Source organism: Devosia rhodophyticola, from assembly GCF_028816475.1.
GTDB lineage: Bacteria > Pseudomonadota > Alphaproteobacteria > Rhizobiales > Devosiaceae > Devosia > Devosia rhodophyticola.
Map to the genome: position 1 here is coordinate 3,376,265 of NZ_CP118247.1, position 20,841 is coordinate 3,397,105.

The following is a 20,841-nucleotide window of genomic DNA, read 5'->3' on the forward strand; positions in this document are numbered from 1 at the left end:
CTCCGGCGCGGCCAACGTTCGGCCGCTTCTCGAAAAAGCCGAGAGCAGGAGGCCATTTGGCCTTCTGCTCGTGGCGATGCCGGTACTTCTGGTCGGATGGCTCGTCATCTGGCCGATCATATCTGCGGTTATCCGAACCGTTTGGCACAAGGATGCGGCGGGCAATTACGGATTTGACCTCAGCACCTACGTGTTCTTTTTCTCGGACAAGTATAGCCTCGACAATCTGTCGATAACGCTTTGGACGACCGGCGTTTGTGCTTTTTCTTGCTCGTGGTGTGCCTGCCGATTGCGCTTTATTTGCGGTTCTCGGAGGGACGCTTGCCCGCCTATGTTCAGGGGCTGGCGATCTTTCCCATGTTCGTTCCCTCGATCATTCTCAGCTATGCTTTCATCCGCGTGCTGGGGCCGAACGGCATGGTTGATTTATTGTTGAATGCGGTCGGGCTGCCCAAAATTCGCACGCCGTATCTGACACCCTGGGGGCCGGTAATCGGGCTTGTCTGGGACAACATTCCCCTGACTGTTCTGATATTGCTTTCCGGGTTGGGTAATGTTGCCAACCAGTCGATTGAAGCGGCTCGCGACGTTGGAGCCAAAAGGCTCCAGGTCCTGTGGCACATCATCCTGCCTCGGATATCCAACTCCATTTTGGTGGCGCTTTCGTTTTCGGTGCTGGGAATTTTTTCGGCATTCACCCTGCCCTATGTGCTTGGGCCTGCGGCGCCTGAAATGATGGGACCGTTCATGCAGCGCACCTTCCGCGATCTCAATGATCCGCTTAACGCGATCACTCAAGCGGTTGTGACGTTCAGCTTCTGCATTGTGTTTGGTTTGTTTTACGTGCGCTCCGTTGCGCGCAATCAGGGAAATGAGCGTGGCACAGTCGCTATTTGCCAACCGTCCGCGCATCGATGGCGTCGGGATTGCCTTTGCTGTCCTGCTCTCAATTGCCATCATTTTTCCGCTTCTGGTCGTGGGTACATGGGCGTTTACCGAGGTTTGGCGCTATCCCAATGTCGTGCCGCAGCAGTTTGGCCTTAGGTTCTGGGGAGCAACTATTAGCAGGGCTGACGTCTGGTCGGCACTGATGTTGAGCCTTCAACTGTCCACTGTCGTGACGCTAATATCAGCGGCGATTTGCCTGCCAGCGGCCTATGCGTTTGCCCGCATGTCGTTTCCTGGAAGGAACATTCTGTTTTTCTCGTTCTTGGCGGGGCACGCCTTTCCAAAGTTTGGCCTGTTGATCGCTATTGCGGCCATTTTTCTGCAGTTCAATCTGATCGGCACCTTTTGGGGGGTGGTACTCATTCAGCTGGTAGGGACTCTATTGTTCATGATCTGGATTCCAGTGTCGGCCTTCCAATCAGTTGATCGACGAATGGAGGAAGCGGCGCGTGATGTGGGTGCATCACCGCTCCGCGTGTTCTGGTCGGTTACGCTGCCCCAGGCCGGGCCAACGATTGCCGCAGCATTGCTACTGAGCTTTGTTGGCACGTTTTATGAAACCGAGGGGGCCTGGTTAATTGGTGCGCCGGGTATTCGAGACCACGCCGGTGCTGATGATTTCGTTCATCAACAACCAGATGGTGGTTCAGTATGGCGCTGTTCTGTCAGTGATCCTGTGGGTGCCATCGTTTGTGGCGTTGATGTTTGCCCGCCGGGTTATCGGTGGCGGCGCGTTCGCGCGCGGTTTCGGCGGTTAGGAATAAATATGTCGGTATTGAAGATCACTGAAGTTTCTAAATTGTTCGGTGCGACGCGCGCTGTCGACAGCTTTTCGCTGACTGTAGAGGATGGCGAACTGGTTTGTCTGCTTGGACCTTCGGGGTCTGGCAAATCAACACTTCTGCGTATGGTCGGTGGCTTTGCGCAGCCGACAGCCGGCTCGATTTCGATTGATGGCGAGGAAATCATCCATTTGCCGCCCGAAAAGCGGCCAACAGGCATGGTGTTTCAAAGCCACGCCCTGTGGACGCATATGAATGTGTTCAAGAACCTCGCGTTCGGGTTGAAGCTACGCAAATTGCCGAAGGATGAGATCGACCGCAAGGTTGAGGAAGTTTTGGAACTGGTGGGGCTGAGCGGCTATGGTGGGCGGCTTACGCACCAGCTTTCGGGTGGACAGCAACAGCGCGTAGCCTTGGCCAGATCATTAGTGCTGGAACCAAAAATCCTGTTGCTGGACGAACCATTCGCCAGCCTGGACCAACATTTGCGCGAACGGCTTCGCGAAGAGGTTCGCGACATTCAGCAGCGACTCAAGATCACCACATTGTTCGTCACGCATGGACAGGACGAGGCGCTGGCGCTGGCCGACCGTATCGTTGTGATGCGGGACGGAAAGACCGAGCAGGTTGGACGTCCCGACATTGTCTATCGCGAACCAGCCACACCATTTGTGGCAGGCTTTATCGGTACGATGAACCTCATCAAGGGAGATGTCAGCAACAAAGCGTTCAATCGAGCGGGCTTTACGGTGCCGCTTGATGTCGCTGATGGTCCCATAATGTTGGCCGTCCGGCCTGAATCGCTGGATCTGACGGTGGCGAATGGCGCTGGGCAAGCCAAAGTGCACCGCGTCACTGACTATGGAACCCATGGGCTGGTGGATATGGATTTGCCTGACGGGGAAAGGTTGAAATCCATGGTCGGGCACCCCGATATGTTTTCGGCAGGACAGTCGGTCAATCTCAAGCCGACCGCAATTGCGGCCTACCGTGACAACAAGCTGGTGCACAGAAGCCAATGACCAACCCGATATCGATTGTGCGAAACGGCCACGTTACGTGGCTGAAGTGGCATCGTGGACGCAAGACGGCCAGCGACGCCAACTTTACCGGCGCCAGAATTCTCGAAGGTATGCGAGTGGGCGCCAGCGTCGAAGTGGACTTGGTGGTGCATGGAGATCGTGGTTATGCGGTCTTGCATGATCTAACGCTGGACCGCGAAACCATGGGGAGCGGCGTTACGGCGGAGCGATCGGCGGCCTATATTCGCGAATTGCGTCTGCGGGACAATGACGGCGTGCCGTTCGATGAAAAAGTCATGCTGCTTGAGGATCTTTGTGCCCTGCTCGCTAACAGCAAAATGCATCCCGATGCGGTTTTGCAGCTCGATTACAAGCAAGATGCGGCGGCGCTGGATTCCAGATCAATAGCCTCGTTCAAGGCCAGCGTTGGACCGGTGGCGCGGCATATGTTGCTCTCCTCGGGCGATGCCGAAGCAGTCAGGCTCTTGAGTGAGGGACTGCCCGAATTGCGCATCGGGTATGACCCCTGCCACGATGGTGCGCTGGAGCGGCTGCAACAAAGCCATGACTTTGCAGTGTTTATCGCCAACGCAATCGCAGCATCACCGCGCGCCGAGATCATCTACCTTTATTTTGGGATGGTACTGGAAGCGGCGAAGACGGGATTTGACGTTGTCGCCGCGTTGCATGCCGGCGGTCGTCGTGTTGACGCCTACACAATTCAGGTGCCCAGCTCAGAAATGCTGCCCGACATTATGGGATTGCTGGACCTCAAGGTCGACCAGATTACAACGGACGACCCTGAGCGCATGGCAGCGTTGGTCGGTGACCGCTAAGCGGGGTTCTTTACCGACGCGTCCTTGAGTTTTTCGAGAAGATACGCGTGGGTTGCCGGGTTGGCGACGATCACGCAGCCGGTTTTCTCGTAATACTCCGGCCCCCGGCCCCACCAATCGGTGACAATACCGCCGGCTTCCTCTGCGAGAAGCACGCCGACGGCCCAATCAACGAGACCCGACTCCTCATAATATCCCGTCAGGCGGCCGCACGCGACGTAAGCGCAGGAATTGGCTGAACTGCCAACGATTCGAACCGCACCAATCGGATTGCGCAGTTTTTCGAGGCGGTCATAGAAGCCTTCGAACGTGAAGATATTCGAAGTTGGCAAACCGGTGCCGACCGACATCAACCCAACATCAACCTGCTGGCTGACCTGGAGCTTGTCGCCATTGAGAAAGGCGCCCTGCCCCTTGATGGCGGTGAACATTTCATCTGATGCTGGATTATACAGTGCGCCGCACACGGTCTCGTTGCCGCGCCGCAAGGCAATGGAAATTGTGTAATGCATACCGTTGATGAAATTGGTGGTGCCATCAATGGGATCAACCAACCAGCGATATTCAGGGTCTGTGCCGGTGACGGGTGCAAATTCCTCGCCGGTAAAGCTCCAGTCGGGATACATGGCAAACAGGCGTTTGCGGATCAGCTGCTCAGATTCCTTGTCGGCGTCAGAGACGAAATCAGCGGGTCCCTTTATGCCGATTTCCAGGTCCCGAAATCGGGCAAAATAGCCTTGGGTCAATGCACCGGCTTCGCGTGCCACGCCCACCATATTGGCCAATATTTCTTCGTAGGAATTTTGCATCAGGTTTCTCCAGATTTTGCTTGTGGAACGGGCTTTGCATCGGGTTGGGCGCGCAGGCGGCTTTCGTCGAGCTGTCCCGTTTTTTCCAGAATTGGATAGGCAACAGAGGCTAGATGGGCGTTGATGCGCTTGAGATCACGCAGTGTATCGAGGTGCAGCGTGCTGGTTTGAATTGCGTCAGACAGGCCATCTCGTACACGCTGCAGATGGGCGTTTGATGACTGTGCCTCCAAGCGGCGGATTTCGACTTTGGCGGCAACGAGTTGCCGGGCCAGCTGAGCGTCGCGGGTCAGAAAAATCGATTGGGAAAGCTGCATGTTGTCGATGGTTTTTTCGTAAAGCCCGATGATTTCCAGAAGGCCCGCTTCCGAAAATCGGATCTGTCGCTTGGCGCGCTTGGCCGCGACTTCGGCAAGGCCACCTTCGATGATGTCGCCTACATGTTCGAGATTGATGGCAAAACTCATGATCTCGCTCGAGCGGCGGGCATCGTCGCTATCCAGTCCGGTCGTATCCAACTTGGTCAGATAGAGCTTTATGGCCTGCTGCAGGGCGTCCACATCATCATCAAGCGTTGCCATGTTGGACTTGGCGTCCGGCGTTGGGCGGCGCAGACCATCGAGACTTGCCTGCAACATCTGCAGAACGAGATCGCTAACGCGGAGTGCTTCGCGGGCCGCGCCAGCCAATGCCATTTGGGGCGTGTCGAGAACCGATTCGTCCAAGTAGTTGGCGCCTTTTTCCGGTTGTTGCGGCATCGGTAGCGCCATCGCCGAGAGTTTTGCAATTGGTGTGAGCAACGGCAGAAAGACCAGCAGCAAGGCAAGATTGAAGCCAACGTGCGTCGCGATTGCCAAATTGGGCGATCCTGGGATCAGATTTGCCACGAGACTGGCAATTGGTGCTGCCAAAACTGTCATTGTGAGGGCACCGATCCCCCGCACCAGCAAATTGGAAAAGGTCAGTCTTCTTGCCTGTGTTCCTTCAGCAAGGCTGGCGAGGACGGGGGGAACGGCGCCGCCCAGATTGGCTCCGGCAACGAGAATTACCGCCAAGGCCGGGGCGACAATGCCCGCCTGGGTCAGCAGGGCAACAAAAAGCACGACGGCGAGGCTGGACGAAGCGATGAATGCGAGGCCGGCCGCCAGCGTGAGTGCAAAAACCGGCGCATCGCCAAGTGCACCCAAGACCGTTATCACAACCTGAGACTGGCGCAGGGGTTCGGTCGCATCCCCGACAAGCTGTAGGGCCAGCAACATCAACCCCAAGCCCAGGACTGCGCGGCCCATCCCCTTTCCCATCGTATAGGTGCTCACGTTGAAGCCAACGACCCCGATCAAGATCATCAGGGAGGCAAACCAATGAACGTCTAACGATAGCACTACCGCGGCGATCGCCGTGCCAACATTTGCTCCCAACATCACGGCCTGAGCCATTTTGGGGTTGATCAGTTCCCGGCTCGCAAAGGATGCGGTGATGACTGCGGTAGCGGTGCTGGACTGCAGGGCGAGCGTTGCGGCGATGCCCGAAAGAGCGGCGGTTACCCGGTTGCCTGTACCTTTGGCGATCCACTGACGCAATGAGGCACCAAAAGCCCTGAGCACACCCGTCTTTATGAGACGAAGCCCCCAGAGCAGCAGGGCGCCAGCGCCAAGCAGGTCAATTAGCTGGATCGTAGATTGCATCGCTTTTTAGCACACCTCGCAGCGCGCTTGAGTATGCTGGATTCATGCGCTCGCGTCGATGATTGAAGGCCGTTTGACGCGGTATTTTTGCGTTGAATCGGAGATATGAATTCTGGTCAGGGCTTTTTCTTGCTGTCGCGCCGACTTCGGCGCCAAGTCGACCATTTTCGTGTGCCCCGAACGATAGCGAGATTGACTGGTCCCTGGAGAAAAACCAGATCGAGCGCCAGCAGCAGAAGTCCCAGAGGCAGCATCCAGATGCCGAGTACTGGGAGAAAACTGAAAATGCCGCCAAGCACCAGCAATATGCCGAGAGGAATTCGGACCAGGCGCGCCTGAGGACGTCGAAGCCACACCAACATTGACGACGCAAACGGCGGTATGCGGCGCTGCAATTTATCAAACTGGCGCTGAAGCCGATGATCGCTCTTGCTGTTCATGCGACATGCCTTCCGCTTTTCAGTACCCTAAAAGTGGGAATTTTCAGCGTGTTTTTCAAGGAAATTAAGTCTTAAGGGTTCGCTTACCTTGCCTTGCAGTCCTTCATTAATTCTAAATACGCATAATTCCGGGGAGAATTTTTCCCAAAGGCGCTAAGGATGTGCTGAAAATGCAAGCCAACGCCAAGAATCTCCTATCAATGGTGGCTGTGATAGTCGCGGCAACCAGTCTGGCTGGATGTTCAACTTTGTTTTCAGGATTCGGTGGTCCGCGGCTGAGTGAGCGTGAATGCATGATGCGGGCGATGTACTTTGAGTCCAATCGCTCCAGCGCAGAAGGCATGCTGGCTGTCGGTACCGTCGTCATGAACCGGGTCAATGATCGCCGTTACCCGCAAACCGTTTGCGGGGTCGTAAGCCAGAAAAATCAATTTGCGGCCGGTGTCACAACGCGCAAAATGAGCCGAAATGGCGGTGTTTTGGCGGCGCAGGTTGCCGATCAGGTCATGGCCGGATCGCGACACCCGGGCGTTCGTAATGCCCAGCATTTTCACACTGCGGGTCTAAGGTTTCCCTACAATAATATGCACTATGTGTTGATGGCTGGTGGCAACGAGTTTTACGAAAAATACTAGCCTATTTATAGGCTAGGGCCGGCAGGCAGCGCGATAACGAGTGCCACCGCCATGGCTACCATAAGCCACAGTGTCAGCTTAATTCCCCGAATGGTTTGGCGCGTGCGGTACAGCATGTGATGTCCTCCCGTGTGTAAAACGGCATTACATCACGGGGCGATTTAACCTCTGCTGGGGGACTGGTTCATGTCAGGTTCACTTGAAGATTTCGCGCTTGATTGAAGGACAAAGCCGATCACGATGGCAATGGCTTCGTAAAGCTCGATCGGGATAGTGTCATCCACTTCGACGCCAGCCAACGCTTGGGCCAGCACGGGGTTCGCCTCGATCTGTATGTCATTTTCGCGTGCCATCGCGATGATTTTTTCGGCGATCAGCCCGCGTCCTTTGGCGGTTACGCGCGGCGCAATTTTGCTACCTTTTTCGTACTGAAGCGCAACCGCGACTGTGGTGGGTTTTTCTGGATTGCTCATAGGGTCGCGTCCAGGAGGCCGCCGGACGGACGCGTTGGCGCACTGGGGGCGCCGACGCGCACGGCAATGGCGCTTACATCCAGCGACGCGCCTTCCAATTCCTCCCGTAGTTGGGGCAGCATCTCGCGCAAGGTCTGAGCGGTTTCTGCCTCACTGGCCCAGAGCATGACGCTGGTTCGCCTGCCCCGCAGACCAACTTGCGCGCCTACCTCGCCTGCCTCGTTCAAATTTATGGCGAAGCGCATTTGCCAATGACCGTCACCCTCGGCAGCATCGCCGCCGCCGTCGCGGGAAATCTGCATTTGCAAAACATTTTGCTGGTTGGCGATGATGACAGGCAGTTCCAGATTCCACTCGCGGTCAGTCCGATGGATCGGATCGGGAAGCGAGGCATTTTGATGGAGCCGGAGCCGCGACAGTGCATGATCCGTCCGGTCGAGCGCTGACCGCCCCAACTGCGGGGTCCCACCGACGGGCGATGGTTCATTGGCTGCGTCAGGGGCGCGCGGTATGCCGCCCCGCATTGGTGGCTGACGCTGGACGCGGGGCACTGCCGCAACGCCTCCGCCCAACCATGCCGATAGTGCCGCGCGAAGGCCAAGCAGGCTGGATTTAACGTCGGCTTGAGTAGTTGTCACGCCGCGTGCCAAGGACGATTCCTGGAAAATTCCAGAATTTTGAACTGCTTTCTGTAGAACGTCGCCGGAAATTTTTCCTGCAGATATATCGGTACGCGCGCCGAGAACTCGCGTAATTGCATTGGCAACTTCTGGTGGCAGTTGGGACTTGTCCCTGATCAGGCTGGCGAGCGTGCTCATCAAACCAATGGACACGTCCTGACGCCCTGCAGCCGCTTGCAACATTTGTGTGACGGCGGCAAGTTCGGTCTGTGGCGGCAATGCTGTGGCGACAATCGGTTGGAGGGGACCAGATGCGGGCGCGACGGACATCGGTTGAGCGGTTGTAGCGCCCGTCGTTGAAGTCTGACTTTGTGGAACGATGACGAATCGCTGTCCCAAAGGTGTTGCTTGGACGCGCAATTGCACTACCGCGCCAGACATGGGCGACCCCGGGAGAGTCAAACTGATGGTTTGCTGGCCGATGGTTAGTTGCGTGGTGCTGCCGGATGTTGTGCCAATTCGGGCTTCGACAATCTGACCGGATTTGAAAGTACTGGCCAGCGCCATTGCGGCACGATCCGGCGTAACCCGTTCGATTATGGTTGCAGCCGTTTGTTGGCTGGTGGGGGCAGCCTGAAGGGGAACAGTGCCCGATTTTCCCGTTGGCGCGGGGATAACTACAGATGTGGCCGTGATGGCGGATTTTGTGGCGAGATCCGGTGGCGTTTGGGAGAGAATGACAAAGCGTGGCCCGACTGAGGTCACATCAATTCGCATTTGCAGCGTTGTTCCCGTCGGCGGGCTTGGCTGCAGTGTCAGGGTTAGATGCTGCTTGCCCACCAAAACATCGGTTGCGCCCGTTGGAGTTTGCCCAACGACAACCGCTTCAAAGCCCTGCCCCGGCTTTAGGGCGAGGGTCTGAAGAAGGCCGGGCCTGATGGCCATTTGCACCGGATTCTGGCCGGGAATCATTGATTGTCCGCCTGCCCATTCCGTGAATAGGACACCAGTTTAAACGACAATTTGGCGAAAGGAAGTCCCGATCAGTCGGGACGAATATCAGTATAGTCCTTGGTCGCGGGCTTGCCGCGAAAGGTGACCCAGAAAAAGTTGAGCGTATAAGTGCCGGCAGTGCGGAATACGCCTTCTTTTTCGAGGCGCCGTCCGGACGTCATCATTTTAAGGGCGAACGTCCATTTGACATTGCCGACTTTGGAAAGGCGAACCGCGACGTCGGTGTCCTCGCCAAAAAACTGGATCGAGCGGTCATATCCCCCCACGTCGGCCCATGATTTTCTTTTGAAGACAAAATTGCCGCCCTGCACGACCGAACCGACCCGCAAAACGAACCGATTGAGAATGTAAATCAGATATGTCAGACCGTAAAAGGCATTGACCAGAAGGCGATTGTTCCACGACATGTCGTAGTAAACATAGGGGCCGCTGAGCGCGACAAGTTTGGGATCTTTTTCGAATTCGGATAGAACGGTGTCGATCCAGCCAGTCGGAACAATCGTGTCGCTATCAATATTGGCGATCAACTCGGCCTGGGTTGCATTGAAGCCTGCGTCCCGGGCATTCACCAGGCCCTTCTTTGGCTCGTCGACTACGCGTACCGTCGCAAAGCTGCGGGCGACTTCGCCAGTCCGGTCAGTTGAGGCGTTGTTGACCACAACGATTTCCGCGTCGGCGCCAGTACGTGCAATCTCGCGCGCCACCGATTCGAGGCATTTGCCGATCAGGGCTTCTTCGTTGTAAGCTGGGATTACGAAAGCAAGTTTCATTTCAAGCCTGGATCGCTGGCGGATTTGTCTCCTGCAATAGCCTGCCCAGCTCGTGGGAGCAACATCGGTCCGGACGATTGATAAGGTTAGCGTGCGACAATGCTGAACCGGCAAGCCGAGTAATCGTCGCCAAATTACAGGGCGGCTTTCCAGACGTTATTCAGCTACGGTTCATTGGTACGCTTCTAGGAATTGGGGCATGAAAATGCAGAAATTACTTTTGGCGCTTATTCTTACCGCATCATCCCTGACTGCAGCGCACGCTGCGGGCGAAGGTACCGCTGTCGGGGTAAAACCCGACGCGCGTGCGGAGGTCCAATCTGCCAGCCGCACTCTGGTGGTGGGCGATGACATATCTGTTGGGGATCGCCTTGTGACCGACAGATCGGGCGAGGTGCAATTGCTGTTTGCCGATCAGACGCGGTTGGTTGTGGGTCCGCAGAGTTCGCTGCTCATTGAGACCTACCTGCTGCGCAACAGCAATACAGTCGACCGACTGACGGTCAATGCGCTAGCCGGGACCTTTCGGTTTATCAGTGGTCGCAGTCCCAAATCGGCCTATCAGATCAAAACCCCGACGGCCGCCATTGCTGTGCGCGGCACCAAGTTTGATTTCATTGTGACGCGGGGCCAGACATTTGTAATGCTGTATGAAGGCGCCTTGAGCGTTTGTACAGCGGGCAACAATTGCGTTGGTCTGAACAATCGGTGCGAGGTTGCTGAGGCATCAGGATCGGGTGCGCTGCTATATGAGCAGGATAACCCGGACCGTCCGCCGATCGCCATGTCGTTTCGCTACGCTCAGGTACAATCACCATTGTTGCGGGACTTCCGCGTCGCAGGCGCGCAAAAATGCACCAAGAACGAAACCAACACCACGCCCAGCAGTCTAAGCGATAGCAGCGGCGAAGTTGGTGGTGACAAGGGGACTGTGGTGAGACAGCGGTCGCCCAATTCTCCATAGGGTCGGTCAATTCGCCTCAAACTTCGGGGCTGGTTGGCGCCACATCGACGCCAGCATCCTCAAGGGCACTTCGGACGTTACGTGCCAATTGGACAGCCCCGGGCGTGTCGCCATGCAGGCAGATGGATTGTGCTTTCGAAGTCAAAACAGTGCCGTCGATAGCAACGATTTCGCCCCTTCGAGCCAATCGCAGACAGCGCTCCACGACCGCGTCGGTATCCTCGATAACCGCGCCCGGGTCGCTGCGGGATACGAGTTGGCCTGCAGACGTATAGGCGCGGTCTGCGTAGGCTTCTCGGATAAGCGGCAAACCAACGGCCATGGCGGCGCGGACCTGCTGACTGTTATCAAGTGCCAAAACCGCCATTGACGGTGACATCGCGTGGATTGTGCCAAAAACACCCACTGCAAAGGCGAGCTCTTCCGCCGTCTGGTTGGCGAGCGCCCCATGCAATTTGACATACGCCAGCGATACGCCGACCTCGTCAGCTATGGTTCGGACAAGCATGATTTGGGACCGTAGCTGGTCAAGCAATTGTTTGAGCGGCATCACAAGCCTGAAACGGCCGAACCGTTTGCGATCGACGTATCCTGGATGGGCTCCGGCCCGAACACCCATTTCCCCGCACTGCGCCAGCACTCGGCGGATTGTTGACGCGTCCCCGGCATGTCCCCCGCAGGCAATCGAGGCGCTGGAAACGATGGCGAGGAGTTCATCATCTGTGTCCATCCCCTCCCCGAGATCGGCATTGAGATCAATAGTTGTCAGAGCCGCCTCCCGTGACGGTCCTGCGCTACGCTATGTTCAACGGTTACTGGTTTGAAACAGACCTGCGTTCCAGGTCGCAATTGTGCAAAACGATCTAAATCTGATGTCAAAATGGTGGCAATGCGTGGGTACCCCCCGTTGGCTGATGGTCGCGCATCAAGACGATAGGCGTGCCATCGCCCAATATTTGAATGTCGCCCGGCGCAACAGGATCCGAGACCAGCACGAGATTGTCTCCGGCTGCAAAAACGGGCCGCGCATCATTCAATTTGATGCCCATGCGGTCCATTTGCCCCGAAACCTGGAAAGGGGTGGTGACGAAATTCTGGCGCACATCGTGGTCGAACAGATCGGCGTGAATACCCCAGATGAAGCGAATTGGATCGCTGCGTTCCGGATTGATATGGTACGGTGCAGGGGCACTTTCGCCCTTTCCCGTGAAAGATAGCTGATCGTCGGCTTTCAATGATCTGCCCTCGAAGCCACCCAAACCAGCCCGCGTGTTGGTGGCGGAACTTCCCATAATGAGCGGAATATCCATCTCGCGGTCAAACCTCAGATAGCCAAAATTTCCAGTTGGCCCAGGCGTTATATCGAGCACGTCACCATCGACTAATTCGCGGTTCAATGGCCATTGCAAAAACGCACCATTGAGTTGTGCGAAAAATTTACCGCCTGCGCCACCGATTTTCAGATTTCCAGAGAGAAGGCGGAGGGCGACGCCGCTTGTGGTAAATTCAATGCCCGAACGCCCACTGGTCGTTATTTCGGCAGCAGCACAGGCGAAGCCAGACTGATCCATGGGGCCGGACGCTGAGACGCCATGATTAAGCGCGTTGCGCCGCCCGGTGTCCTGGACGGTTGTCATCGGCCCGGCCCGTTCAATTTGGATAACTGCGCTCATGACACCGCTTCAAATATCAGTCGATCGCCCGCGCGTAGCTTCGTTGGCGGCTGCATGGATGGGTCAAAATTTCGGAAGTCAGTCTGTCCAATAACATGCCAACCGGTCGGGATAGGGGTGGCAGCGATTGCCGTTTGGCCTACGGCAAAAAGAATACTTCCTGGCGACACGTGGTCTCGAACTTTTGCGCGGCGCGGTACTTGAAGATTGGCCTCATGGAAGCCGGCATAAACAAATCCCGGGGCAAATCCGGTGGCGAGTATCCGTAGTTCAGCCGCGTTGTGGGCGAGAATGAATTGGTTGACCGTCAACTCCAGCGAATTCGCTACGGCCTCAAGATCCGGACCCGCTGCGCCACCGAAACGCGTCGGCATTTTCCAGGTTCGGGCTGGGCCGGACGGCTCCGCTTTCATGCCCCAATACCTCAGGGACAATTCGGCGGAGAGCTGACTTCCTGATATTTGTGTCGGATCATAGTTGATCTGAACCGAAACCAGGCTTGGGACAATTTCGAGTGCGCCTTGGGGTGGCGCGTCTGCCAGATTTTGGGCGAAACCAATTGCGGCGGCGTTGGCTTCGGCCGACAGGCTTGTTGCAAAACGGACCAACAGAGCCCGGTCGCCCAGGGGCACAATCTTTGGCCGCAACTCTTGAATTTTGTCGGCCACTCGAACAAGTATCTCCGGTGCGCTTGAGCGCTACAAGCTGCCTTGCCGCCCCCGCAGTTCCCAGCCAAACACCGGTTCGGCCAAATATCTACACGGGGCCTGCCCAGCCCGGATGTTTCAGTCCCAACACAAACTAGCGGAGCGCTAGTTCGGGTCTTTGCCGTCCTGCTCCACCACAGCTTCGAAGAGTTGTTTTGCCTGCCCTGCCCCTATCGCTTCAATAGCGACAGCAGCAATTGCAGCGAACAATTCCGCGATTTCCTGGGGATCAGTGATTTCTGCTTCGTCGTCGGCGTCGGCGTTTATCAGAGTGAACACGATGCGCCTCCAAAGTGCCTAGAATTCGAGTGTGCGTCGATTCTTGTTACGGAACAAATAACCTCCTTGCTTTCATCAACATATGTTTCAAAATCTTATTATAGCATGGACACGGTTGTCTGGAATGGCTAAAGGGGCGGGCGACGGGTAGGTGGCAGAGTGGTCGATTGCTCCGGTCTTGAAAACCGGCGAGCGTGCAAGCGTTCCGGGGGTTCGAATCCCTCCCTACCCGCCATTTGAACAATTCGACCACGCGCAGCTTGCGTTGGAATTTTTTGGATCGAATTCACAATAAATTGCTTCAATCGTTTGTCGTACGCGGGCGAGGAATGCGTGCGGGCGTTGAATTGCCATTGCCAACTGCATTGCAAGCTTACGAACGCAGCCCGTCTGCGTATTGAAATCCCTTGAGCGATGATTGTTTAGGTTACCGCAATTTAATGTCTCAAAGGCCGGAAATCGTGCATTATTTAGATGCCCATGGTGTCGAGCCGGGCATCTGCACCAAATTTTCGAGGATACCCCCGCTCTTGCTTAGACAGTTGCTGATCTGCCTTGTAATTCTTATTGTCGCAGGCGCTGGCTGGGTGCTCTACGTCCCTAGCGCAAACCAGACGCTGGCGAATTTCGGGATTGTCCTGCCAAATTCAGATTCGACTGCGGTAGCCGCAACAGGATCCGGCGGAGCGGGGCGAGCTGGGACCGGCGCCGGTCGCCCGTCCGGGCGAGCTGGCCGTACATTGTCGGTGGTCACAAGTCCAGTGGTCATGGCCAGTATCAACGATACGCTTTCGGCCATTGGTCAGGGCAATGCCATCCACTCGGTCACAGTCGGGTCGCCGTCAGGAGGGACTCTCGAGGAACTATTGGTAGCCCCAGGCGATGTGGTCAAGGCTGGCCAAATTATGGGGCGACTGGACTCGACCAAGGAAAAGATCGATTTTGACTTGGCACAACTGGCGGCAAGCGATGCCGAAGCCACCCTTGCGCGCAATCAAGGGCTCGCGCTGTCGGATCTGGTTGCGGGATCGGCCCTGGCCACTGTGCAGTTGGCGGCCGACAAGGCGACCCTACAGTTGCGCACGGCCGAGGACGCGCTCCAGCGCCGCAACATTGTCAGTCCCATCAATGGAGCTGTCGGTTTGATACAGGTTCGTCCCGGCAATTATCTATCGGCACAGACGGCGGTCACCACTATTGAGGACGCATCAAGCATCCTCATCGACTTCTGGGTGCCAGAACGGTTTGCCAACTCGATATCGATGAACATGCCCGTGGAGGTTCATGCAATCGCCCTGCCCGGTCAGAACCTCAGCGGCGTTGTAAGTGCCGTCGACAATAAGGTTGACCAGCAAAGTCGCACCCTTCAGGTGGAAGCGCGCATTGCCAACGATGACAATATATTGCGCCCCGGCATGTCTTTCTCTGTCAACATGAAATTTTCGGGCGAAGAGTTTCCAGCGGTTAATCCTTTGGCGATCCAGTGGTCGGCTGAGGGCTCCTATGTCTGGACGTTCGTTGATGGAAAAGCGCACAAGGTCATGGCCGAAATTGTGCAGCGCAACAGTGATGGCGTTTTGGTCAAAGGTGACCTGACCCCGGGCGACGCCGTCATCTCGGAAGGAATATTGCAATTGAGCGAGGGAGCGACTGTTACGCTGCTCGATGGTCCCGGCGACGAGAAGACCGCCGACAGTGTGCGCCCTGCTATTTCCAAGCGTTAGGAACCTGCGTGTCAATTCAACAGCAAAACGAACGCGGTGGTATGTTGGCGGCGCTGTTCGTTCGACGTCCGGTTTTGGCCATGGTGATCAATGCCCTGATCCTGGTTGCTGGTCTCGCGGCATTTTTGGGTGTCGAAGTCCGAGAATTGCCCAGCGTCGAGCAACCCGTTCTCTCGATCAGCACTAGTTTTACCGGGGCGGCAGCGGAAACTGTTGACCGGGAGATCACTGCCAAAATAGAGGGCGCTGTAGCGCGTGTGCAGGGCGTCGCATCGATTTCCTCGCGATCGTCGAACGGCAATAGCCGCGTGACACTGGCCTTTAATGATGGCACCGATCTGGACACGGCGACTTCTGACGTCCGCGATGCGCTCAGTCGAACCGGGCGCAATCTGCCAGATGGGGCTGATGACCCGGTCATATTCAAGGCCGACGCGGATGCGCAAGCGGCGATCCGGCTGGCAGTTACCTCGGATACGCTGAGTATCGCCGAAATGTCCGATCTGGTCGACAATGTGGTTGCCGAGCGTTTGGCGGCTGTTGAAGGGGTTGCAGATGTTCAGATTTATGGCACCAGGCAGACCGCTTTTGAAGTAGACATTGATCAGGCCAAGCTCGCCAGTCTTGGTCTATCGGTGGTCGATGTTCGCAATGCCTTGTCAACGATGGCCTTTGACGCGCCCGCTGGCTCGATCAATGGTGCCAATCAAAATATTTCGGTTCGCGCGGTAGCCGATGTTAATACGCCTGCCGAATTTGAGGACCTGACGATCAAAGGCAATACCCGGTTGGGAGACGTTGCCAGTGTCGTGTTTGACGCGGCAGCCAGCAGCACCGGATTGCGCTCGGATGGGAGCCCCGGCATCGGCCTGGGAATCGTTCGGCAAGCCCAATCAAATATGATCGAAATTTCACGCGGCGTGGAAGCCGCTGTTGAAACGCTCAATGAAATTTTGCCCGAGGGGGTTCATGTCAAGATATCGAGCGATGAATCCGTTTTCATCGACGGCGCCTTGCATGAGGTTGAGATTGCGCTCGGCGTTGCCTTGCTGGTCGTGTCCGGGATTATCTACCTGTTCCTGCTGGATTGGCGCGCTACATTGATCCCGGCGCTGTCGATGCCGATTGCGCTACTCGGTGCCGTTGCCGGTATCTATGTGATGGGGTTTTCGCTCAATATCCTGACGCTTCTGGCGCTGGTTCTGGCGACGGGCCTTGTGGTGGATGACGCCATTGTCGTGCTGGAAAATATTGTGCGACGACGCAGTATGGGCGCGGGGAACCGTGCAGCCGCCGTGTTGGGCACACAAGAAGTGTTTTTTGCCGTCATCGCGACCACGTTGACGCTGGTGGCAGTCTTTGTGCCGCTGTCGTTTTTGTCTGGGCAAACCGGTCGTTTGTTCCGCGAGTTTGGATTTACGCTGGCGATGGCTGTCCTCGTTTCATCCATTGTGGCACTGACCTTGGGGCCGATGTTGGCGTCGCGGTTGCTGAAATCGGGAGATGACGCCAAGCACCACGGAGGTGGTCCGCTGGGCTCGATTGGCCGGTGGTTGGGTGGACTTTATCGTGCAACCCTGCATCAGGCACTGAACAATCCTTTGGTCGTGCTGCTCGTTGCGGCGCTTTTTGCTGGCGCGTCCTATCTGGTCTTTACTCAGTTGCGCCAGGAAATTACGCCACGAGAAGATCGAGCACAGATCAATCTGCGCGTTTCTGCCCCGAGCACAGTCAGCCTTGATTTTGTGCGATCGCAAATGCAACGGGTCGAAGATTTACTGCAGCCGTTTGTCAAAAGTGGCGAGGTCACAAGTATTTTCGTTATCTCGGGGTTCGGCAATGGTGGTTTCCTGGGACTGCGTCTCGCGCCCTGGGATGAGCGCAGCCGTAGCCAGGCTGAAATTGTCGCCGACATCAATAGGTTGCTGCCGCAGGTGCCGGGGGTTCGGGCGTCGATTTTTCAATCCAACAGCCTTGGCATTCGCGGCGGCGGGAGTGGTTTGCAATTCGCCGTGGTGGGGGACAATTATGGCAGTCTGGCAGATACTGCCCAGACTATTGCCACCAAACTGGAGGAGAACCCTGCGTTCGGCAATGTCGACGTCAATTACGATACGACCCAGCCGCAGTTGACGCTGACGATTGATCGGGCGCGGGCGGCGGCGCTGGGCATTGATATCAATGGTCTGGCAACGACAATGCAGGCGATGATTGATGGGGCGGATATTGGTGATGTCTTCATCAATGACACCAGCTACACCGTTCGCATGCTCTCGACCAAAAATCCGGTCAATGATCCTCATGATCTGGAGAATCTGTTTATCAAGACGGGTGATGGGCGATATGTCCCGATGTCTACCATCGCCAATGTTGTTGAATCCCCGATTGCCCCTACCCTTGGACGAGAAGAACAAAGGCGGGCGGTGACGGTTACTGCCAGTCTGGATGGGCTGGCACTGGGGGATGCTTATCAGCAGGCGCTTACCATCGCTCGTCCTTTGCTGCCTGAGGGGATGGCTATTATTCCGCTTGCGGAAGCCAAGACGATTGGTGAGGCGAATAATGGGCTGCTGATTACCTTCGGGTTTGCGATTGTCATTATTTTACTGGTGCTGGCGGCTCAGTTTGAGAGCATATGGAGTGCGGTGATTGTCATGGTGACGGTGCCGTTTGGGGTCGCTGCTGCCATTTATGCGTTGTTTTTGACGGGGGGATCGCTCAACATTTACAGTCAGATCGGGCTGGTACTGGTCGTGGGGATCATGGCCAAGAATGGCATTTTGATCGTCGAGTTTGCCAACCAGTTGCGGGATCGGGGTTTGCCGGTTCGGCAGGCGGTTGAGGAAGCGGCCAATATTCGATTGCGGCCGGTGATGATGACGATGATTGCGACAATTCTGGGTGGCGTGCCGCTGGTGCTGGCGAAGGGGCTGGTGCGGAAGCGCGGCAGGCTCTTGGTTGGGTGATGGTTGGCGGCTTGAGCATCGCCGCGATCTCGACGCTTTATCTGACCCCGGTCGCCTATATGCTGTTGGCCCGTTTTTCCAAGGCGCGCATTGAAGAGGAAAATCGACTGCGGACCGAGTTGGACGCCGTCAATGATACATCGCCTGCGGCGGCTGAATAAGTGGCACGCCCGGCGGTGTCGCCGGGCGCTGAATGGCTAAATTAGCGGCCTTTGACTACTGAATAACCGGCATATCTGGCAGAGGAGCCGAGTTGCTCTTCGATGCGGATCAGCTGGTTGTATTTTGCCAGACGGTCCGAACGGGAAAGCGAGCCGGTTTTGATCTGGCCGCAATTAAGGGCAACGGCGAGATCGGCTATGGTTGAATCCTCGGTTTCCCCGGAGCGATGCGACATTACCGAGGTGTAACCGGCGCGGTGCGCGGTATCGACTGCGTTGAGGGTTTCCGAGAGGGAGCCGATCTGGTTGACCTTGACCAGGATGGAATTGGCCACGCCCATATTGATGCCCGATACCAGACGCTCGGTATTGGTGACAAACAAATCATCGCCCACGAGCTGAACCTTGCTCCCGATGGCCTCGGTCAGAGCCTTCCAACCGTCCCAATCGTCCTCGGCCATGCCGTCTTCGATGGTGATGATCGGATAGCGGTTGGCCAGATCTTCGAGGAAACGCACATTTTCGTCGGCGGACAGGGTTTTGCCCTCGCCGGCCATGGCGTATTTGCCGTTCTTGAAATATTCGGTTGCGGCGCAATCAAGACCAAGAAAGACATTTTCGCCGGGCTTGTAACCAGCCTTCTCGATCGACTTCATGATGAAGCCAAGCGCCTCGTCTGCCGATTTCAGATTTGGGGCAAAGCCGCCTTCATCGCCAACCGAGGTGTTGTGACCATCGGCCGATAGGGCCTTTTTGAGAGTGTGGAAAATTTCGGAACCGATCCGGACAGCGTCGGCGAGGTTTTCAGCACCTACGGGCAGGATCATGAATTCCTGCATGTCGATTGGATTATCGGCATGCTCGCCGCCATTGATGATGTTCATCATCGGTACAGGCAGGACATGGGCGTTGGGGCCGCCGATGTAGCGATAAAAGGGCAATTCGCTTGATTCAGCGGCGGCCTTTGCAACTGCCAGCGAGACACCGAGAATGGCGTTGGCGCCCAGTTTTGACTTATTGGGCGTGCCGTCAAGATCGATCATGGCCTGATCAACGCCGATCTGGTCTAGCGCGTCCATGCCCTGAATTTCGTCAGAAATTGCATTGTTGACGTTATCAACGGCCTGGGTCACGCCCTTGCCGTTATATTTCTTGCCGCCGTCGCGCAGTTCCACGGCTTCGTGGGCGCCGGTGGATGCGCCCGAGGGCACGGCTGCACGGCCAAAGCTTCCATCATCGAGTACCACATCAACTTCTACAGTTGGGTTGCCGCGGCTATCATAGATTTGGCGGCCAGATACGTGGATGATTGATGACATGGAAAGCCCTTCCCAAGAGAATGTACTGAGTGTGGTGTCTGTCTAGACGCGCTTTATGACAATGCAAATAGGCTGGGGCAAAATATTTGCGGCGGGCAAGCCGATTTGCCGCCGGGCACGAGGCCTGCGGTTTAAAAGATTGCGACATGCGGCGAGAACCGGCCTCATGTGATTTTTAAGTTACGAGACTGGTCTCGCCGCATGCGATGGGCTTTCAGGACTATGGAGCGCTTTGTTCCAGCCTTGCCGGACAAACCCGTCACACGGACCCAGGAGCGCGCGACCGCCTCCCACCCATCTGCTCTCCCACGGACCGTTCGTCGCGACCCCGCAATCGCGTGGGGAGTGCAACCATTGTGGCAGAGGTTTTGGGGGTGGGGATAAGTTTTGCGTGGGGGGTGCTGACGTTCCATCGCCATAGGGTCATTCCAGTGGAGGCCGGAATCCATCGTGACGGTCGTACTGGTCGTGAGGGCGGACAAATCTCATGATGGACCCCGGCCTTCGCCGGGGTGACACCGAGAGTGGGAGATCGCGGTGTGAAGGGGGGCAAATGTGAGTGGGAAGGCGTCGCGCTGACCTTTCACCCTCACAAGGTCATTCCGGCGGAGGCCGGAATCCATCATGACATGCCGCAACCAGCCGTGCGGGCGGAAAAATATCACGATGGGCCCCGGGTCAAGCCCGGGGTGACACCGAGAGTGGGAAGGTGAATGGCGGTGTAGAATATTCGCTACGCCAATGATTGTATCATTGTGGCTTTGCGGCTTTTGCCCCAAAGCCGCCGTTCAAACATCTCCCAGTTGATGGCCGAGATGGGGTGGGAAGGGGACTGACAGGTTTTGTGCTTGTAACCCGAGGTGCGGACGGCTGAGCTATCGAAGGTCCGTGGTCCTAAGGGCAGGACCCTCCCCTGAAACAGAATTGTCAGTTCTGTTTCAGGAGTCCTACGAACGTCTTCGGCTGCCTACTGCGCAATAGTCGAAACTGTGTCAAAAAAAGCCGATGCTAAAA

The 20,841-nt window shown here is 56.4% G+C and carries 15 protein-coding genes, 1 tRNA gene and 4 pseudogenes; 9 read left to right on the plus strand and 11 right to left on the minus strand.

The features are described 5' to 3' along the window. Positions 1-76: 76 nt before the first annotated feature. The 4 genes and pseudogenes from PSQ90_RS16530 to PSQ90_RS16545 form a co-directional block, all read left to right on the plus strand. Positions 77-867, plus strand: a pseudogene (locus tag PSQ90_RS16530) (ABC transporter permease); the annotation flags it as partial. A gap of 4 nt (positions 868-871) precedes the next feature. Beyond that, positions 872-1,706 (plus strand): annotated as a pseudogene (locus PSQ90_RS16535) (ABC transporter permease). A gap of 8 nt (positions 1,707-1,714) precedes the next feature. After that, on the plus strand, positions 1,715-2,752 hold the full coding sequence (locus PSQ90_RS16540; RefSeq protein WP_282211345.1) for an ABC transporter ATP-binding protein: 1,038 nt from the start codon (positions 1,715-1,717) through the stop codon (positions 2,750-2,752). Further along, entirely contained in the window at positions 2,749-3,588 is an 840-nt protein-coding gene (locus tag PSQ90_RS16545) for a glycerophosphodiester phosphodiesterase (protein WP_282211346.1), read from the plus strand. Before PSQ90_RS16540 ends, PSQ90_RS16545 begins: the two co-directional genes overlap by 4 nt. Here PSQ90_RS16545 and PSQ90_RS16550 read toward each other — a convergent pair. The 3 genes from PSQ90_RS16550 to PSQ90_RS16560 all read right to left on the minus strand — a co-directional run bounded on the left by PSQ90_RS16550 (position 3,585) and on the right by PSQ90_RS16560 (position 6,522). Continuing rightward, a complete protein-coding gene (locus PSQ90_RS16550; RefSeq protein WP_282211347.1) occupies positions 3,585-4,397 on the minus strand; it encodes an inositol monophosphatase family protein in 813 nt (270 codons plus the stop codon). The two genes, PSQ90_RS16545 and PSQ90_RS16550, sit on opposite strands and share 4 nt — an antisense overlap. Continuing rightward, positions 4,397-6,082 carry a Na/Pi cotransporter family protein gene (locus PSQ90_RS16555; RefSeq protein ID WP_282211348.1) on the minus strand — a complete coding sequence of 562 codons (1,686 nt, stop codon included), beginning with the start codon at positions 6,080-6,082 and terminating at the stop codon, positions 4,397-4,399. Before PSQ90_RS16555 ends, PSQ90_RS16550 begins: the two co-directional genes overlap by 1 nt. A gap of 116 nt (positions 6,083-6,198) precedes the next feature. Further along, on the minus strand, positions 6,199-6,522 hold the full coding sequence (locus PSQ90_RS16560) for a hypothetical protein (protein WP_282211349.1): 324 nt from the start codon (positions 6,520-6,522) through the stop codon (positions 6,199-6,201). Between the two features lie 200 nt (positions 6,523-6,722). On the opposite strand from PSQ90_RS16560, the gene PSQ90_RS16565 reads away from it, so the two are divergent. Then, complete coding sequence (locus PSQ90_RS16565; protein ID WP_407648137.1) at positions 6,723-7,157, plus strand: cell wall hydrolase; 435 nt, start codon at positions 6,723-6,725, stop codon at positions 7,155-7,157. Between the two features lie 161 nt (positions 7,158-7,318). On the opposite strand, the gene PSQ90_RS16570 is transcribed toward PSQ90_RS16565, so the two are convergent. The 3 genes from PSQ90_RS16570 to PSQ90_RS16580 all read right to left on the minus strand — a co-directional run bounded on the left by PSQ90_RS16570 (position 7,319) and on the right by PSQ90_RS16580 (position 10,034). After that, positions 7,319-7,630, minus strand: a complete 312-nt coding sequence (locus tag PSQ90_RS16570; RefSeq protein WP_282211350.1) for an EscU/YscU/HrcU family type III secretion system export apparatus switch protein — start codon at positions 7,628-7,630, stop codon at positions 7,319-7,321. Beyond that, positions 7,627-9,195 (minus strand): flagellar hook-length control protein FliK, encoded by a 1,569-nt coding sequence (gene fliK, locus PSQ90_RS16575; protein ID WP_282211351.1) that lies wholly within the window; start codon positions 9,193-9,195, stop codon positions 7,627-7,629. The genes PSQ90_RS16570 and fliK overlap by 4 nt, the downstream gene beginning before the upstream one ends. 98 nt (positions 9,196-9,293) lie before the next feature. Continuing rightward, entirely contained in the window at positions 9,294-10,034 is a 741-nt protein-coding gene (locus PSQ90_RS16580; RefSeq protein ID WP_282211352.1) for a glycosyltransferase family 2 protein, read from the minus strand. Positions 10,035-10,233: 199 nt separating this feature from the next. Here PSQ90_RS16580 and PSQ90_RS16585 point away from each other — a divergent pair, with 199 nt between their 5' ends. Then, complete coding sequence (locus PSQ90_RS16585; RefSeq protein ID WP_282211353.1) at positions 10,234-10,998, plus strand: FecR family protein; 765 nt, start codon at positions 10,234-10,236, stop codon at positions 10,996-10,998. 16 nt (positions 10,999-11,014) lie between these two features. Here the strand turns inward: PSQ90_RS16585 and PSQ90_RS16590 are convergent, their stop codons facing one another. From PSQ90_RS16590 to PSQ90_RS16605, 4 genes and pseudogenes are all read right to left on the minus strand, one after another. Continuing rightward, complete coding sequence (locus PSQ90_RS16590) at positions 11,015-11,767, minus strand: LamB/YcsF family protein (RefSeq protein WP_328517553.1); 753 nt, start codon at positions 11,765-11,767, stop codon at positions 11,015-11,017. Next, positions 11,764-12,671: pseudogene (locus PSQ90_RS16595) on the minus strand (5-oxoprolinase subunit C family protein). The gene PSQ90_RS16590 and the pseudogene PSQ90_RS16595 overlap by 4 nt, the downstream one beginning before the upstream one ends. Continuing rightward, on the minus strand, positions 12,668-13,339 hold the full coding sequence (locus PSQ90_RS16600; protein WP_282211355.1) for a 5-oxoprolinase subunit B family protein: 672 nt from the start codon (positions 13,337-13,339) through the stop codon (positions 12,668-12,670). Before PSQ90_RS16600 ends, PSQ90_RS16595 begins: the two are co-directional and overlap by 4 nt. Before the next feature lie 144 nt (positions 13,340-13,483). Beyond that, a complete protein-coding gene (locus tag PSQ90_RS16605) occupies positions 13,484-13,657 on the minus strand; it encodes a hypothetical protein (RefSeq protein ID WP_282211356.1) in 174 nt (57 codons plus the stop codon). A gap of 145 nt (positions 13,658-13,802) precedes the next feature. Between PSQ90_RS16605 and PSQ90_RS16610 the strand changes: the two genes are divergently transcribed. From PSQ90_RS16610 to PSQ90_RS16620, 3 genes and pseudogenes are all read left to right on the plus strand, one after another. Further along, a tRNA-Ser gene (locus PSQ90_RS16610) sits at positions 13,803-13,892 on the plus strand. Between the two features lie 532 nt (positions 13,893-14,424). After that, positions 14,425-15,381: an efflux RND transporter periplasmic adaptor subunit gene (locus tag PSQ90_RS16615; RefSeq protein WP_282211357.1), complete on the plus strand. Its 957-nt coding sequence runs from the start codon at positions 14,425-14,427 to the stop codon at positions 15,379-15,381. 14 nt (positions 15,382-15,395) lie between these two features. Beyond that, positions 15,396-18,508 (plus strand): annotated as a pseudogene (locus PSQ90_RS16620) (efflux RND transporter permease subunit). A gap of 41 nt (positions 18,509-18,549) precedes the next feature. On the opposite strand, the gene eno reads toward PSQ90_RS16620, so the two are convergent. Then, positions 18,550-19,827, minus strand: coding sequence for a phosphopyruvate hydratase (gene eno / locus PSQ90_RS16625; protein WP_282211358.1), 1,278 nt, complete (start codon positions 19,825-19,827; stop codon positions 18,550-18,552). Between the last annotated feature and the right edge of the window lie 1,014 nt (positions 19,828-20,841).